Consider the following 15,068-nt stretch of genomic DNA (forward strand, 5'->3'; position numbering starts at 1 on the left):
GAAGTGCCGCCGGGCGGGCACGCGTGGGACCGGTTCAATGCCGTCTGGCATCTGGTGGCCGTGGCGGCGCCGGTGATGGCCGGCGTGCTGGTCTGGGCCGATGACGCACTGGGCACGCGCTCCCGCCTGCTGGCGTCCCTGCTGCTGTGCCTGTTTCTGGTGTGGTACTGGCGGGTCGGCGCCCGCGCCGTCCGGAGCCCCGGCGAACGGCGCGGGATCGTGCAGCTCGCCGGGGCCCTCGTGCTCTTCGCCGGGCTCATCATGGTGACGATGACCGCGGCGTTGCTGCTGTCCGTGCTGTTCCTGCACCTGTTCCTGTTCCTCGAGCGGTGGCGCGGCCGGCTGATCGTCCTGGGTACCGTCGCCGCGCTGCTCATGGCCGGCATGTTCGTCCATCTCGGGATCTCCGCATCGACCGCGGTCGCACTCCTGCCGACGGTGGTCGTCCCCGTGCTGTCGGCCGGGCTCCTCGGCGCCTACATCTCCGCGCTCATCTCACAGAGCCGCGCCCGTAGCGTGCTCATCGCCGAGCTGACCGAGACCCGCGCCGCGCTGGCCCGCGAACGACACACGGCCGGCATGACGGCCGAGCGCGAGCGGCTGTCGGTCGAGATCCACGACACGCTGGCGCAGGGCTTCACCAGCATCCTCATGCTGACCCAGTCGGCACGGCTGACCCTGGAGCGCGACGCCTCCCCGGTCCCCGACCAGCTCGACCTCATCGAGCGCACCGCCCGGGAGAACCTGGCCGAGGCGCGCTCCCTGGTGGCCGCACTGTGCCCGCCCGACCTCAGCGCGCGCAGCCTGACCGAGGCCCTGGCCCGACTGGCCGAGCGGCACACCCGCGACACCGGCGTCCCCGTGGATGTCGAGAGCGACGATCCGCCGGGCGGCGGGATGCCCGAGCGCGACGCCGTGTTCCTCCGGGCCGCTCAAGAGGCCCTCGCCAACATCCGCCGGCACGCCAAGGCATCGTCGGTGCGCATCGTGCTCTCGCCCGCCGCGCTCACGGTCAGCGACGACGGGCAGGGCTTCGAGCCGGGGCGCGGACACGGCGGCTACGGCCTGCCCGGGCTGCGCAGCCGGGTCATCGGACTCGGCGGCACCTGCACGGTCGTCTCGGCGCCGGGCGCGGGCACGACGGTCCGCCTCGAGCTGCCGATGCCTTTGCCGGAGGAAGTTTTGACCGTACCGCCGGACTCACGGTGACGGTCCGTGTCCTGCTTGTCGACGACCACCCGGTAGTCCGGGTCGGGCTTCGCGGCATGCTGGAGATGACCGAGGACCTCCACGTGGTCGGCGAGGCGGCGTCAGGCGACGAGGCATGGACCCTCACCGCCACGCTGCGGCCCGATGTGGTCCTGATGGATCTGCGGATGCCCGACGTCAACGGCACCGAGGCGACCGCGCGCATCACCGCGCGCTTCCCCGATGTCCGGGTCCTGGTGCTCACCACGTACGACACCGGCGAGGACGTCCTGCGCGCCATCGAGGCGGGTGCGGTCGGCTACCTGCTCAAGGACACCCCGCTCGCGCAGCTGGTCGACGCGATCCACGCCGCGGCCCGGGGCGAGTCGGTACTGGCGCCCCTGGCCGCCGCGCGGCTGGCCGATCGGCGCCGGGCACCGGTCGCCGAGCAGCTCACGCCGCGGGAGGCCGAGGTGCTCGGCCTGGTCGCCCGCGGACTGTCCAACCCGGAGATCGGCCGCGTGCTGTTCATCAGCGAGGCGACGGTCAAGACGCACCTGGTACGCGCGTTCGTGAAGCTCGGCGTAAGTGACCGGACGGCCGCCGTGACCGCCGCGCTGTCCCGCGGGATCCTGAGCCCACCGCCGTAGTGCCGTGCGTCCGGGTTTCCTCAATCACGAAGACCGGGCCTGGCCAGCGGCAGATGCGGACACGCAGGCATGGCGACCTTGGGGGAGATCGACGGACGCGCCGTCGAGGCCGGGTGGTGGTCGCTCGTCCTGGAACAGGTCGACGACGGGTTCTTTGACGAGCCACCGCTTTCGCGCGGTCCGGTCCCAGTTCGCGCCGCGGGTCACACGGTGCGCTACGACGTGGGCGTGGGTGACGGTCGTGCGGCATGATCTGGCGCTGTGGATTGGACGTCGGTGTTCGAGTACCGGGATCCTCGGCCGGGAGCTACGCAGCGGCAGCTTGCCGACTTCGTGACCGAGGTGCGTCGGGCGCCCACCGAGCAGGAGATCACCGACGTCGCCGCGCAGCAGCACAACCTGTTGCCGCCCGGCGGCCCGGCACCCGCCTCACACCGGCCGATCGACGCGAGCCGGTGGCAGCTGCCCGAACGGCCGCTGCCACCCAGGTACCTCGCCCTGCTGGCGTGGTCGGGCGGCGGCGCCTTCGGCAACGGTGAGCGGTGGCTGCAGCTGTTCCCGGTCGATGGCCCAAGCGGAGTACGGGCGATGACGCTGGCCTACCACCTTCCTGAGTACATGCCCGGGGCACTGCCGTTCGCGTTCAACGGCGGCGGCGTGTTCTACCTGTTCGACATGCGCGAGCCCGCCAACGCCGACGGCGAGTACCCAGTGGTCGCCGCGCACGCAGGCAACCTCGGCTGGGCCACCCACGAGGAGTGCTACCCGCCGGAGTGCTGGCCCGTGGCCGACGACCTGGCGCAGGCCTGCCGAGGGCGAACCGACATCGAGGAACTCGCCGACTGCGACTGCCACGCTCCGCCGACCGGGTTCACCCCTGACCTGCCCGAGACCGCCGACATCTACGTCGACCAGGTGCCGCCCGACTCCGTCGCGACCCTGCTCCAGCTCAGGAAGCTGCTCGCCGTCACCTGGCGGATCGGCGCCCTTCGCGACCTGCTGGCCGGCCAGCCGATCCTTGCCGTACAGGGCGGCCGTCCGTACGCACTCCACCGCGTGCTCGAGCAATCCGCGGAGCTTCGGCCCTACCTGTTCTACGACGCGGACGGGAGGCTCGAACCGGTATGGCCCACGGCGACGCGTGCATCGCTGCACCGCGGGCTATGGCACTCTCGGACCGTGAGCGACGAAAGCGCGACCCCTTCGCCGGGCTACCCAGGCCCGAGGGCTGATCACGCTGATACATCGAGCCTGCCGCTCCGCAGCCCGGGCATGACCGACGACGAGATCATCGCCGCCGCGCGGACGGCCGCCGCCGCGCGGGGGCGGAACTCACTCGCCGATGCGCGGATCACACGGAGCCAGGCGGAGGCCGAGGTACTGCTCTCCGACCCGGCCTACGCCCGCGGCGGGGGCCTTCTCGTGGTCATCGACCCGGTGACCGGCACGGTGCTGCGCGTCGTGCCTCAGCTGTAGCCCCAGCCGCGGGCGCCCGTGCACACGGCAGTGAGCAGTCGGCGGCACGAGCGCGCACAGCCGCACGGTTCGATGCGCCCGCCAGTCACCACGAAGCGTGAGGATCCTCGAGCCGGTTGCCCCCAGATGAGACACGCTGAGCGCCCGCCCGTCGGCGGCTGCGCCGTGACGTTCGGGGGCAGTCCGGGTTCGGATCTCCTTGTAGGGTGTGCGCCATGATTCACGCGGGGACATTCAGGAGAGCCGCTTGGCTCACGGCCGGTGTTCTGTCAGTCAGCTTGCTCGTCGTTCCGGTTTCGCCGACGTGGGCGACGTCGGTCAGCGGGACGCTTGACCCGACGTTCGGTGGCGACGGCACGGTGCTCGCCGACGGCAGCGGCAGCGGCAAGTCCGACGAAGCCGCCGACGTCGTCGTCGCACCCGACGGGAAGATCGTGGCGGTTGGGTATTCGCTTGTCCGCCCGTTGGGCGAGGAGGAGGGAGACCAGCCCGATTACGACTTCGTGGTGGCCCGGTACAACCCCGACGGCAGCCTGGACAGCACATTCGGTGCCGGCGGCGTGGTGCAGACCACCTTCGGCGGCACCCAGAGCCGGGATGAGGCCAAGGCCGTGGCCCTGCAGCCCGACGGCAAGATCGTCGTGGCGGGGAGCACGGACCGGGACCTTGAAGACGGGAGTCACTTCGCGCTCGCCCGGTACAACTCTGACGGCAGCCTGGACACCACGTTCGGCGACGGCGGCCTGGTTGTCGCCCAACCCAGCACTTTCACCATCGACGCCGCCGAGGGGATGGCCATTCAGGAGAACGGCCGGATCGTGGTCGTCGGCAGTTCGGACGCGCTGGCCGGCGGCTCGGACTTCGACTTCGCGGTGATGCGGTTCATGCCCGGCGGCGCGCTGGACACCAGCTTCGGTGCCGGCGGCAAGGTCCTGACCTCGTTCAACACCGGCCGGAGCCTGGACACCGCGAAAGCGGTCGCCATCCAGTCCAACGGCCGCATCGTCGTCGCGGGAATCTCCAACGCGGGGGGCAGCGACGACTTCGCGGTGACCCGGTACAACCGCGATGGAACCCTGGACGCCACGTTCGGCACGGGAGGCAAGGTCCTGACCGACCTGGGTGGCCTGCATGGCGTCGACCGGGCCGGCGCAGTCGCCCTCCAGGCCAACGGGAAGATCGTGGTGGCGGGCTCGGGAGGCGGCTTCAGCCTGGTCCGCTACCTCCGCGACGGCACCCTGGACCCCACTTTCGGCACCGGCGGGTTCGTCAACACCCCGCTTGACGGGCGGCCGCTGGCGGTGGCTGTCCAGCTCGACGGCCGGATCGTGGCCGCCGGGGTGTCGTGGCCGGCACCCTTCAGCACCGACTACAACTTCACCCTGCTCCGCTACAACCGCAACGGCACGCTGAACACCTCGTTCGGCGACGGCGGCAAGGTGACGACGGACTTCAGCGGCAGCGGAAGCCACGACCAGCTCAACGCCCTGGCGATCCAGCCGGACGGCGGGATCGTCGCCGCGGGGTCGTCCTACTCGCCGGGCCACCAGAACGACTTCGCCCTGGCGCGGTACCTGCCGTAGGCGTCAACGACGCGGGTGAGGCCGACGCCTTCGGCCTCACCCGCGGCCGTGCCCGCACTGATCCGCCACTTCGATCTCGCCTGGCGCGATCCTCAGGGCGACCCACCGCCGGCTCTTCGACGTCCAGCACCTGGTCGCGGCGCTCGTCACGTTCGGCGCCCGTGCCCTTCTGCCGGTATGGCGCCGGGCGCGGTCCGGACGTGCGGTCGTGGCCGCCCGCCGTAGAAGTTCCCGCCGGGCCTGGGTTTCGGGTGGGCGGAACCGCGGTATCTGGCCCGGAACGGGCCGGCTGACCCCGCCCGCCGGCGCGGTGTCATGGCCCGCCGCCGACCTGGTGAGGTGTGCCGTGCAGGATGCGGGCGGCACGGCCGGCCGGATGCCCGCAGGCTCCGGCTTCCTGCGGCGCGAAGTGGGGCTGTGGGGCCTGACCTTCGTGTCGCTGGGCTCGATCATCGGCTCCGGCTGGCTGCTCGGCGCGCTGACCGCGGCGCAGGCCGCCGGGCCCGCGTCGCTGATCTCCTGGCTGCTTGCCGGTGGGATGCTCGCGCTGCTCGCCCTGGTCCACGCGGAGCTCGGCACCTCCTACCCGGTCGCCGGCGGCACCGCGCGGTTCCCCGGGTTCGCGTTCGGCGCGCTCGCCGGACTCACCGCGGGCTGGGCCGCCTGGCTGCAGGCCGTGACGATCGCGCCGATCGAGGTGGAGGCAAGCCTGCAGTACCTCAACAACATCGCATGGGTACGCAGCCACCTCGGCCTCCTGCACGCCGACGGCACGCTGTCACCGGCCGGGCTGGGCTTCGCCACCCTGCTCATGTTGCTGTTCACCGTGATCAACGTGCTGGGGGTGCGGCGGCTCACCAGGAGCAACGCCGCCGTCGTGCTCTGGAAGCTCGCGGTTCCGGTGCTCACCGTCATCGTCGTTGCCGCGCTGACCTTCCATCCGTCCAACTTCACCGCAGGCGGAGGGTTCAGCCCGTACGGTGCCCACGGCATCTTCGCCGCACTGCCCGCCGGTGTCGTCTTCTCCCTACAGGGCTTCGAACAGGCGATCCAGTTGGGCGGGGAGGCGCGCGATCCGCAGCGGGACCTGTCCCGCGCCGTGATCCTGGCCATGCTGATCGGAACAGTGCTGTACATCCTGCTGCAGATCGTCTTCATCGGCGGTCTGGACCCGCGCTACCTCGCCGACGGGTGGACGCATCCGGTGGGCGCCGGGGACTTCGGCCCGTATGCGACCATCGCCGCCGCGGCGGGCGCCGGCTGGCTGGCCGCGCTGCTGTACGCCGACGCGTTCGTCTCACCCGCGGGGACGGGACTGGTCTACCTCGGCGCCTCGGCCCGGCTCTCCTACGCGCTGGCCCGGCAGGGCACCCTGCCGCCGGCGCTGAGCTACGTCAGCCGCCGCGGCGTCCCGGTGTACTCGATCGTGCTGGCGTTCGTCGCGGGAGAGCTGGCCTTCCTGCCGTACCCCAGCTGGCAGTCGCTCGTCGGGCTCGTCACGTCGGCGACCGCGATCATGTACGCGTTCGCGCCGGTGTCGCTGACCGCGCTGCGCCGGCGTGATCCCCAGCACCACCGCCCCTACCGGGTGCCCGCCGCCGGGGTCGCCGCACCCGCGGCGTTCGTCTCGGCGAACCTGGTGATCTACTGGGGCGGCTTCGAGGCGACCTGGAAGCTCCTGCTGGCGATCGGCGCAGGGCTGGCACTCTTCGCGATCACCGTGGCGCACACCCCCGACCGGGCACGGCCCGCCATCGACTGGCGTGCATCATCGTGGATCTGGCCCTGGCTCATCGGGCTCACCGTCATCGGCTTCCTCGGCCGGTACGGGCGCGGCGCACGCCTGTGGCTGCCCGGCTGGATCGACCTGCTCGTGGTGATCGCCTTCAGCCTCGTGATCTTCGCCTACGCCGTCAGCGTGGCGGTGGACAGCGAACGGGTACGTGCCGCGGTCGACCGGGAACGGCCCGAACTCGCCGCCCCGCTGGAGCGTGACAGACCGTGACGATCGGGTCCCGTCGCTGGTTAGGACCGTTGCCCGTCCTGGGCGACATCGGGCACCGGGGTGCCACCGGTCCGGGTGAGTGCGCGGGTCAGTGCCGGCTGGCTGGCCGGTTCGGCCAGAAGCAGCAGTGCGCTCCGCCCCTTTGGCAGGGCCTGCATCGTCCGCTCGACAGTGGTGTCGCTGAGGCCGGCGTCGTGCCGGCGCGCCACCATCGCGACCGCACCCGCGCCGATGACCAGACCGGTTATCGGGAGGCCGACGAACGTGCCCAGCACCACCCCCCAGGCGCCGCCGGCGAGGGTGCCGTCGATCGCGTCCATGTCCCGGGTCTCCTGCACGTGTATCCGGTCCGTCTGGTCGGACCAGGCGACCACGGCGTCGTCGAGGCGCACCGGACGGTGCTGGCGCAGCGCGGTGATCAGTGCTGCGCGAGCCCCCGCTACGTCGTCGAACGAGTAGACCATGGTCCGGTCCGCGCGCAGCTGGGCCGGGCGGCGCAGGTGCCCGGCCAGCGGACGCCGCCGCATCTGCCAACCGGCCAGGAAGCCCAGGAGGACGGCCAGCAGGTGCCCGACGTCCGTGAAGGTGCCGCCGTTCAGCAACGGCACGACCACGACCGCGATCGCCAACGGCACCAGGTACCGCCGTGCACGCACGGGCAGGGTGAGCGCGAGCGCGCCGCCGACGGCGTGCGAGCCGTAGCTCGTGCCCACATCACTGGCCACGGTGATCGCGCCGCCCAACCAGCCGCCGCGGACGCCCGCCAGCAACAGCCCGTACACGAGGCAGCTCGTCACCGCGTTGGACCCGAAGAACACCACGAGCAGCCGCCGCCACCCCCACAGCACCTCGGCCACCGACAGGAGCAGCAGCAGCGGGATCATCGCAACCACGCCAGCCCGTTCGTCGAGCACGAAGGCACTGGTGACCAACGTCCAGATCCGGTGGGCCTGCAGGTTGGCCACGTTGGTGGAGTTGGCGAGGACGATCTGGGTCCGGACCTCCGCACTGACGGCGTGGTTCAGGATGACGTCGACGCCGATGACGATCAGCACGTACAGCGGGGCCAGCCGCACCTGCGCGAGGAACGACAGGCAGATCTTCGCCTTGGCCGACCGGCCCTCCGCGCCGAGAAGAGCGTCGGCGAGCTCGCCGCCAGGCAGGTAGGAGGCCGCTACAAGGCCAGGAGGATCCCGGTACAACCGGCACCGGCTCCGCACGCCCATGAGATGCGACCCATCAAAGATGATCTCCCCGTCGAGTGTACTGCTGCCGGATGAGGCCTGCTCACCGAGTCCGAGCGCTTCGTCCTGCGGGCACAAGCCGAGCGACGGGTTCCCGCCGCTCCTCGTCGGGTTCGACGAGCGCCTTGCACAACGCCACTTATGATCGTTGGGGTCGTCCGGATGGGCAGGGGTGCGGATGCGGGTCGGGATCTCCGGGACACACGGGACTGGGAAGACGACGCTTGTCGAGGCGCTGTGTGCGCACCTACCGGGCCACGTCGGGGTGGATGAGCCGTATTACCTGCTCGAAGAGGAGGGCTACGAGTTCCAGTTTCCGCCGTCGCTGGAGGACTACCGGGCGTTGCTGGCCCGCTCGGTGCGGAGCCTGAGCTCGTCGCCGTCGCCGTCCGGGACGATCTTCGACCGGACGCCGTTGGATTACCTCGCATATCTGGCCGCGACCGGCGCGGACCCCTCGGAGGAAGCCGATGGCGCACGGTTACGCCAGGCGTTCTCGAGCCTCGATCTGCTGGTCATCACGGTGATCACACCCGAGACGGAGCAGATTCTGCCGGCGGTGGAGTTGCCTGGCCTTCGCGCGCGAATGAATGACGCGCTGGTGGAATTGGTCTACGACGACCCGCTGAACGCCTGGGAGGACACGCCGGTGTTGGAGCTGAGCGGACCGCTCGACGGCCGGCTGGACACGGTCCTCGCCGCCCTGAAACAGACCTGACGGTTGTAACGGTGAGGTGGGCGGTCGCAGCCACTCCCACGCCGCGCAGCACCCGGATCTCGGCATGTCTGGGAGCCGGGCAAACCCACCGGCATGCAAGGCGTCCAGACACCCGCGTGATCGGTACAGACCACTCCGCGTGCTCACAGTGAGGTTCGATCCCGCCGATTGTGATGTGGTCGAGCCGGACAGCGGTGGCGGCGGGCGCGCATAAGGGGCATCGTCGTGGTTATGCGATCTTCTCACCGTGTGCGGGTGGCGGCGCTGCTGGTCGGCCTTGGTCTCGGGTTGACGGCGTGCGGCGGGAGCTCCGCGCCGAAGGCCTCGTGGTCGGGGGCGCCGTCGGGTCAGCAGCCGGCCGGAGGTGCGTCGCCTTCGGTGTCGCCGGCGCCGAGCGGTAAGCCGGTGCACGTGCGGTTGTACGAGAAGGACGGGGCGACGTACGGCGTGGGCATGCCGATCATCGCGTACCTGTCGGCGTCGATCACCAGCGCGAAGGACTTCGACGCGGCGACCCAGGTCACCGTCAACGGAGCACCGGTCGAGGGCGCGTGGTACTTCCAGAAGTCCACGATCTACGCCGGCTACCCGATCGAGGCACACTACCGCCCGGCCGAGTTCTGGCCGGCGCACGCCGAGGTCGCCATGAACCTCGACACGAAGGGCAAGTCGGGCGGGGCCGGGCTGGTGTACGACAACAGCCTGACCCTCGACATGAAGACCGGACCGGCGAACGTCGGCAAGGTCGACGGAAAGACCCTGCGAATGGTCGTGACCTCCGACGGCAAGCAGGTCTTCGACTTCCCGGTGTCGCTGGGCAAGGCGAGTACCCCCACCTTCAACGGCACCAAGGTCGTCATGGAGAAGAAGGCGGTCGAACACATGGTCGGCGACGGCTATGACGAGCAGGTGCCGTGGTCGGTACGGGTCACCAACTCTGGCGAGTACGTCCACTCGGCCAGCTGGAACGGCGGCAACATCGGCCAGCGCAGCACCTCCCACGGCTGCACCAACCTGACCGAGGCAAACGCCAAGGCGTACTTCAACTTCGCCCAGGTCGGCGACCCGATCACCTACACCGACACCGGCGGCCCGACGATGCCGACCTGGGACGGGTACGGCGACTGGAACGTGCCCTGGAACACCTGGCAGGCAGGCGGCGCGGTGCCGGCAAACTGACACACCTCCGGGCGAACGCGGACACCGCAGCCCGCAGCCGGCCGTGACGCCCTTCCCGCATGCGGGTCGCGCCAGACCCGGATGCCCGCTGATAGAAGCGGGCGGGCCCGTCCGACAGTTGGGCGCGATCGGCTCGTGAGCTCAGTGGCGGCGGATGGGCGATCCGCCATCGCGGACCTGCGCAACGACACTCCACCTGCCTGTGACCCCAGTTCGTGAGCCTGTTTGTCGCACCCGGTCATGGAAGACTCGATCGTCGCAACCGCAGGGCTGGGGAGGTCGCATGGCGATCGGCAGTGATCAGCGTCGCCGGGAACGGCGCCCTCGGATCATGCGCCAATTCGATCCGCGGGAGGTCGAGGCAGCGCTGGATCTGCTGGCCTTGACCGACATGGCGTGGCACGATTGCTACGGCCCGCACGAGCTTGAGATACCTGCAGGTGTTCTCGATGACGTGCTGCTGCTTGCCCGTGGCAATCTTGCGCACCTCATCCGCGTCGCCCGGGAGGCGGTCGCGGACTTTCGCGACGTCCGGATGGCCGCCGACGAAGAGCGCGCAAAGAAGACGTAGCAGACAACCACGCATCGGCGAAACGAAAGCCTCGCCCACGATGCGTCGCTGAAAGGTTTGTGACGAGCGCCGCTCGGTCCAGCGCACCACCGGCGGCATGTGCGTTTGGGCCATCCTGCACGACCGGCTTGCCGCCCGGTTCAGCCTGAACATTCGGCGCGACAGCGTCCGCGGGCGATGGCGTCAGGCCGAACCTCCGGCGCCGCCTGGAGACTCGGCCCGCCGGTGCGGCGGTGCTGCTGGCAGGGCCGCCGGCGAAGCGGACCGGCGCCCCGTTCGACGGTGAGCGCGTGGTCGTGCAGGTCCAGGCGTTCCGAGTCCCGAACCGCTGAGCCTGACGTCGAACCCCGTTTGCACCGGGCGGTGCCGTACCCGACACTGTTGGCGATCAATTTAGCGACGGGGGGTCGCGGGTGCGGCGTGCGGGTGTGCTGACGGTCTTCGTGGTGAGTGGCGCGTTGCTGGCGGGGTGCCAGCAGGAGAAGGATCCGGCGCCGGCCGCGTCGGCGAGCCCGTCGGCGTCGGTGGCGCCGTCGACGGCGGCCGGTGACGCCGCCAAACCGGTCGTGGGCAACTGCTGGACGTCCTACACCGCGACGTTCACCGGCGACAAGATCAACGAGCTGACCGTGGACGAGCTGCACCCAGTGGCGGACTGCGCGGCGCGGCACCTGACCGAGACGTTCCACGTGGGCACGTTCCCCGGTGACACGCCGCCGGCCGACCCCGAGGTGCAGCGTGTGTACGCCGAGTGCGAGGCGAAGGCGGCTGAGTTCCTCAGCGCGGACTGGCACGACGGTCGGCTGGCGCTGCTGCTGTTGCCGCCGACGGAGGCGAGGTGGGACGCGGGCGTCCGGGCATTCCGCTGCGACCTCGTCGAGCGGCGCGGTATCAGCGATGCGTCGTCATTCCGCACGGGCTCACTCAAGGACAGCCTGCGCGGCGCGCGTCCGATCGGGCTGGGCTGCGGCACGGTCGTGTACAACACGGACCCGAAGCGTACGCCGCTGTGGATGCAGCCGGCTGCCTGCGACCAGCCGCACAACGGCGAGTACATCGGGACCGTGCGCGCGCCCGCCGGTGCTGCCACCGCCCCGGGCACCGGCGATCACCTGCGGCAGGAGTGCGCCCAGCTGGTCGACCGCTATACGGGTCGCTCCTTCGCAAACCTCGCCACGCAGCTCGGGCAGCAGATCGGGCTCCTGTGGTGGCGGGTGTCGGACCACAACTGGGACGCCGGCGAGCGCAGCGCCCGGTGCGTCCTCGTCGTCGAGCAGCCGATTGCGAAGTCCCTCAAGGCCTGACCGGCGAGTCGAGAGCCGCCCGGTGTCGTCCACATGCGACATCGACGGGCCTCGCCCACCTGCGTTCGATGGAATTGCAGTTCCGCCGCGGCTGACGCGGGACAGCACGCGGCATGCTGCGGAGCCGAGAGCACCGCCCGGTCGGCAGCACGCGACCGCCCGTCACCTGAAACTGGCCTTGGCCGCGCTCGCGGTCTACGCGGTCACCGTAGTGGTCGATACAGGATGCTTGGCAGGCGGCCAAGAGACGCTATTAGCCGCCTGCCAGCTCTTTCTCAGCCAAACCCGCTAACGTTCAACCCTAGCGATGACCGATCAGAACGTAGGCAACAACTACGACGATGACGATCACGCAGAGGCGGACGGTCCGGCTATTGCTTCCTAGGGCGTACCGGACCGTTCGCCACATCTCGCGAGAGACTGGCATGGCTTCCCTCCCTTCACAGTCCATGTGGAGCGCGATTACACCGTGCACATCCGCGCGCTTGAAACGAAACCAGCAATCGCTGTGCACAGCGGACTGACAAAGCTGGGAACTTCCTGATAGTGCGCTACTTTGGCTTACGCTCCGTGCGTGCCGACCATAGTCGGCCAGGTCAGTGGCGTTGCGGTTACCCGGTTCGGGTGCTCAGCGATCGCGTGTACCACCCCGCCTTACCGGAAACCGCGACGAGGCTCGGCGGCGGCGATCTCGGCGCGCTACCCCGCACGGCGCCCCTTCCTGATCCAAAGCGCCAGGTCCGGGCTGGGAGCGCCGGCAACGCTCATCGGCATCGAGCGCGCACAGCCGCACGGTTCGATGCGCCCGCCAGTCACCACGAAACGTGACGGTCTTCGAGCTGGTTGCCGCGCGAGAACTGCGGCATGCGCGGACGTCCGATGGGACACTGCCCGGGGTGAGTTGGTCGCTGTTCGGTTTCCGCATTGCTATGCCGCGATCCGGTCGCTAGGCCGCCCCACGGTACGATCCTGGTCCCGGCCGCGCCGCAGTGCGGGCGCTGGACCACGGGTTGGCGCGGCGTCCTGATTGCAGGTCTTCGCTACGCTGCCAGGTGTGGCATTGCAGGGTCCGGGTCGCGGCATCGTCTGGGCGCCGGACTCGGTGCGGGCGAGTCTGGAGGAGCCTGTGCGGCCCCGGATCGGCCTCGCCGGATTCCTGCTGATGGTGGTGGTCGGGTGCGCGTTCACATGGGTGCCCGCGTTTGCCGTGTTCGCCGTGACAGGTGCCGTCGCGCCCTCCGTGACCGGCGGCGCGGGCGTCGGCGAGATCGCCTTGTGGGCGTTGCTGTTCGCCGTCCTGACCGGGATTGTCGAAGGCGTCACCGCGTTGATCGGGAAGCTGCGCGACCGTCGCCGTGCGAGGGAAGCGGTAGAGGACACCGAGGACGGGCCGGTCTGGGTCGCCGTCGTGCGGGTGGCCCGGCACACGGCGCAGACGGCGGTCATCGCTGGGCTGGTTCTTGCGCCGCAAGGGCTCGGTGCCGCGGAAGTTGCCTGGCTGGCCTGCGGTCTCGGCGTCCTGCTCAACGCGCTGCCGGTCGCGGCGGTCAACCTGCTGCGCCGCCGCCGGCGCCCGTCGGCTGAGCCGGCCGGGGCGTCTACGCCCTACCGCGGGCGGCTGCTGCGGTGCGGTGCCGCAGCAAGATCGGCTCCGCACATCTGGTAGCCGCAGGTCGCGCAGTGGCCGGTTCCGGGAGCGTCACGCTTCGCGGCGGAAGCCCGGTGGGGCTTCCCGCTCATCGGGGTGCACCTTTGTTTCACTCGATTTGATGTTGGTTCGAGTGCACCGGTGACCGTCGGGCCATCGCTCTGCTCGCTCGATCTTCGAGGTTCAGCATGGGTTCTGCGAGGCCCGGCGGACCGAGATGCCCCGATCGGCCACAGGGCTACTGTCACTGCCGGGCCCGTGACCACCCAACTTCCAGTCGAAGATCATCGATCAAAACTTCCAACCGTGGGCGCTCACCGCCGTCAGGGCAAGGCATCCGACCGGCATCGCCGCCCCGAACCATGCCTACTTGCGTGTACGGTGAAGATCATGTGCGCCCGGTTCAACGCCGGATCACGTGGTGCGCTTCGGCGGGGCGCACCGGCTGAGCCAGGCGGCGGCTTCGCCCGGCGGGAGTTCGTCCTCGAACTCGATCTGGGCCACCATGCCGGGGTAGATGCGAGCGGTGTTCCATGTGCGGGTGACGGTCGGCGGGTCCATCACCACCACTCGCACCCCGTCGATGGCGGCGATGTCGGCGGGGATACCGTCCCATACCCATTCGCCGGCGGCGTCGTTGAGGATGATCGTGCCGGTGATGGGCTCGTCCAGGTCCAGCACATCGCCGGTACTGGCGGCGACGAGGTCACAGTCGGCGGGGCGCTGGCCCGGTAGCTGACCCAGCGACTCGGGCCCGATGAGGAGTCCGGCCAGCAGGGTGTGCAGTTGCCGGTGGTCGCCGACCCCGGTGATGCGGAGCCGGTAGCCTCGTCCGGTTTCGCGGTGCAGCGCGATGAGCGGCTGCTCGTCGAGCACGTGCAGCAGGCCGTGCAGAAAGTGCGCCTGTTCGACGATGTGCCGCGCTATCTCGATGAGCTTGGTGAGCCGCTCCCGCTGCGGCAGCGCCGCCCGGACAGCCTGATGCTGCGCGAGGAACAGCACCGGCTGGACCCAGATGCCCACGAAGGCCCATGCTTCGGCGATCTCGACTGCCTTGTCCCGGGCCACGCCGTGGCTGCACACGACATCGACGAAGCGCTGCATATGCTCGGCGGCGGCCTCCTCGCGGGCGGCCGGCGGTGCCTGCGTGCCGAAGAGTTGGTCCCAGGACATGTTGAACACGAATGTGTTCTCAACAGCGGTGCAGGCCCGTTCGACGAACACCGGCACCAGGGCGTTGATGTCGCTGCCAAACAGGCACAGGTTGGCCGTGATGCGGGCGAGCCCGGGTGCGGCACTGAGCGGCAGGTGCTCCAGCAGCGGCCGGAGGTGCGCCAGTGCTACGTCGACCTGTTCCCGTGGCGTGTACCCGCCGGTCTGAGTGATGCCGTGCAGCGCGTCGGCGTAGGCGTCGAGGTCGTGTTGTTCGGTCGCTTCGCGAAGCGCCGTGGCGTACTCCACCAGTGTCCGCACGGCACGCATTCTACCGACGAGCCGAGGAC

Annotated in this window: 12 protein-coding genes; 10 read left to right on the top strand and 2 right to left on the bottom strand. The window is 70.1% G+C overall.

The window, feature by feature from the left end:
- Nucleotides 1-3: 3 nt before the first annotated feature.
- The 5 genes from ABD332_RS43425 to ABD332_RS43445 all read left to right on the top strand — a co-directional run bounded on the left by ABD332_RS43425 (nucleotide 4) and on the right by ABD332_RS43445 (nucleotide 6,902).
- Nucleotides 4-1,209: a sensor histidine kinase gene (locus ABD332_RS43425; protein ID WP_344510142.1), complete on the top strand. Its 1,206-nt coding sequence runs from the start codon at nucleotides 4-6 to the stop codon at nucleotides 1,207-1,209.
- Entirely contained in the window at nucleotides 1,206-1,838 is a 633-nt protein-coding gene (locus ABD332_RS43430; protein ID WP_344509962.1) for a response regulator, read from the top strand. Before ABD332_RS43425 ends, ABD332_RS43430 begins: the two co-directional genes overlap by 4 nt.
- A gap of 333 nt (nucleotides 1,839-2,171) precedes the next feature.
- A complete protein-coding gene (locus ABD332_RS43435) occupies nucleotides 2,172-3,314 on the top strand; it encodes an SMI1/KNR4 family protein (protein WP_344509964.1) in 1,143 nt (380 codons plus the stop codon).
- Between the two features lie 278 nt (nucleotides 3,315-3,592).
- Nucleotides 3,593-4,897 (top strand): delta-60 repeat domain-containing protein, encoded by a 1,305-nt coding sequence (locus tag ABD332_RS43440; RefSeq protein WP_344509966.1) that lies wholly within the window; start codon nucleotides 3,593-3,595, stop codon nucleotides 4,895-4,897.
- 346 nt (nucleotides 4,898-5,243) lie between these two features.
- The gene (locus ABD332_RS43445; RefSeq protein WP_344509968.1) at nucleotides 5,244-6,902 is read left to right on the top strand and encodes an APC family permease; all 1,659 of its coding nucleotides are present in this window, start codon (nucleotides 5,244-5,246) and stop codon (nucleotides 6,900-6,902) included.
- A 20-nt stretch (nucleotides 6,903-6,922) separates the two neighbouring features.
- On the opposite strand, the gene ABD332_RS43450 is transcribed toward ABD332_RS43445, so the two are convergent.
- Nucleotides 6,923-8,128, bottom strand: coding sequence for a rhomboid-like protein (locus ABD332_RS43450; protein ID WP_344509969.1), 1,206 nt, complete (start codon nucleotides 8,126-8,128; stop codon nucleotides 6,923-6,925).
- Between the two features lie 196 nt (nucleotides 8,129-8,324).
- Between ABD332_RS43450 and ABD332_RS43455 the strand changes: the two genes are divergently transcribed.
- From ABD332_RS43455 to ABD332_RS43475, 5 genes are all read left to right on the top strand, one after another.
- Nucleotides 8,325-8,864 carry an AAA family ATPase gene (locus ABD332_RS43455; protein WP_344509971.1) on the top strand — a complete coding sequence of 180 codons (540 nt, stop codon included), beginning with the start codon at nucleotides 8,325-8,327 and terminating at the stop codon, nucleotides 8,862-8,864.
- A gap of 255 nt (nucleotides 8,865-9,119) precedes the next feature.
- On the top strand, nucleotides 9,120-10,043 hold the full coding sequence (locus ABD332_RS43460; RefSeq protein WP_344509973.1) for a L,D-transpeptidase: 924 nt from the start codon (nucleotides 9,120-9,122) through the stop codon (nucleotides 10,041-10,043).
- Between the two features lie 283 nt (nucleotides 10,044-10,326).
- Nucleotides 10,327-10,614: a hypothetical protein gene (locus ABD332_RS43465; protein ID WP_344509975.1), complete on the top strand. Its 288-nt coding sequence runs from the start codon at nucleotides 10,327-10,329 to the stop codon at nucleotides 10,612-10,614.
- A gap of 446 nt (nucleotides 10,615-11,060) precedes the next feature.
- Complete coding sequence (locus ABD332_RS43470) at nucleotides 11,061-11,918, top strand: septum formation family protein (protein WP_344509977.1); 858 nt, start codon at nucleotides 11,061-11,063, stop codon at nucleotides 11,916-11,918.
- 1,054 nt (nucleotides 11,919-12,972) lie between these two features.
- A complete protein-coding gene (locus ABD332_RS43475; RefSeq protein ID WP_344509979.1) occupies nucleotides 12,973-13,584 on the top strand; it encodes a hypothetical protein in 612 nt (203 codons plus the stop codon).
- Between the two features lie 396 nt (nucleotides 13,585-13,980).
- On the opposite strand, the gene ABD332_RS43480 is transcribed toward ABD332_RS43475, so the two are convergent.
- Entirely contained in the window at nucleotides 13,981-15,027 is a 1,047-nt protein-coding gene (locus ABD332_RS43480; RefSeq protein WP_344509981.1) for a hypothetical protein, read from the bottom strand.
- Between the last annotated feature and the right edge of the window lie 41 nt (nucleotides 15,028-15,068).

The organism is Dactylosporangium maewongense (genome assembly GCF_039531485.1).
Lineage (GTDB): Bacteria > Actinomycetota > Actinomycetes > Mycobacteriales > Micromonosporaceae > Dactylosporangium > Dactylosporangium maewongense.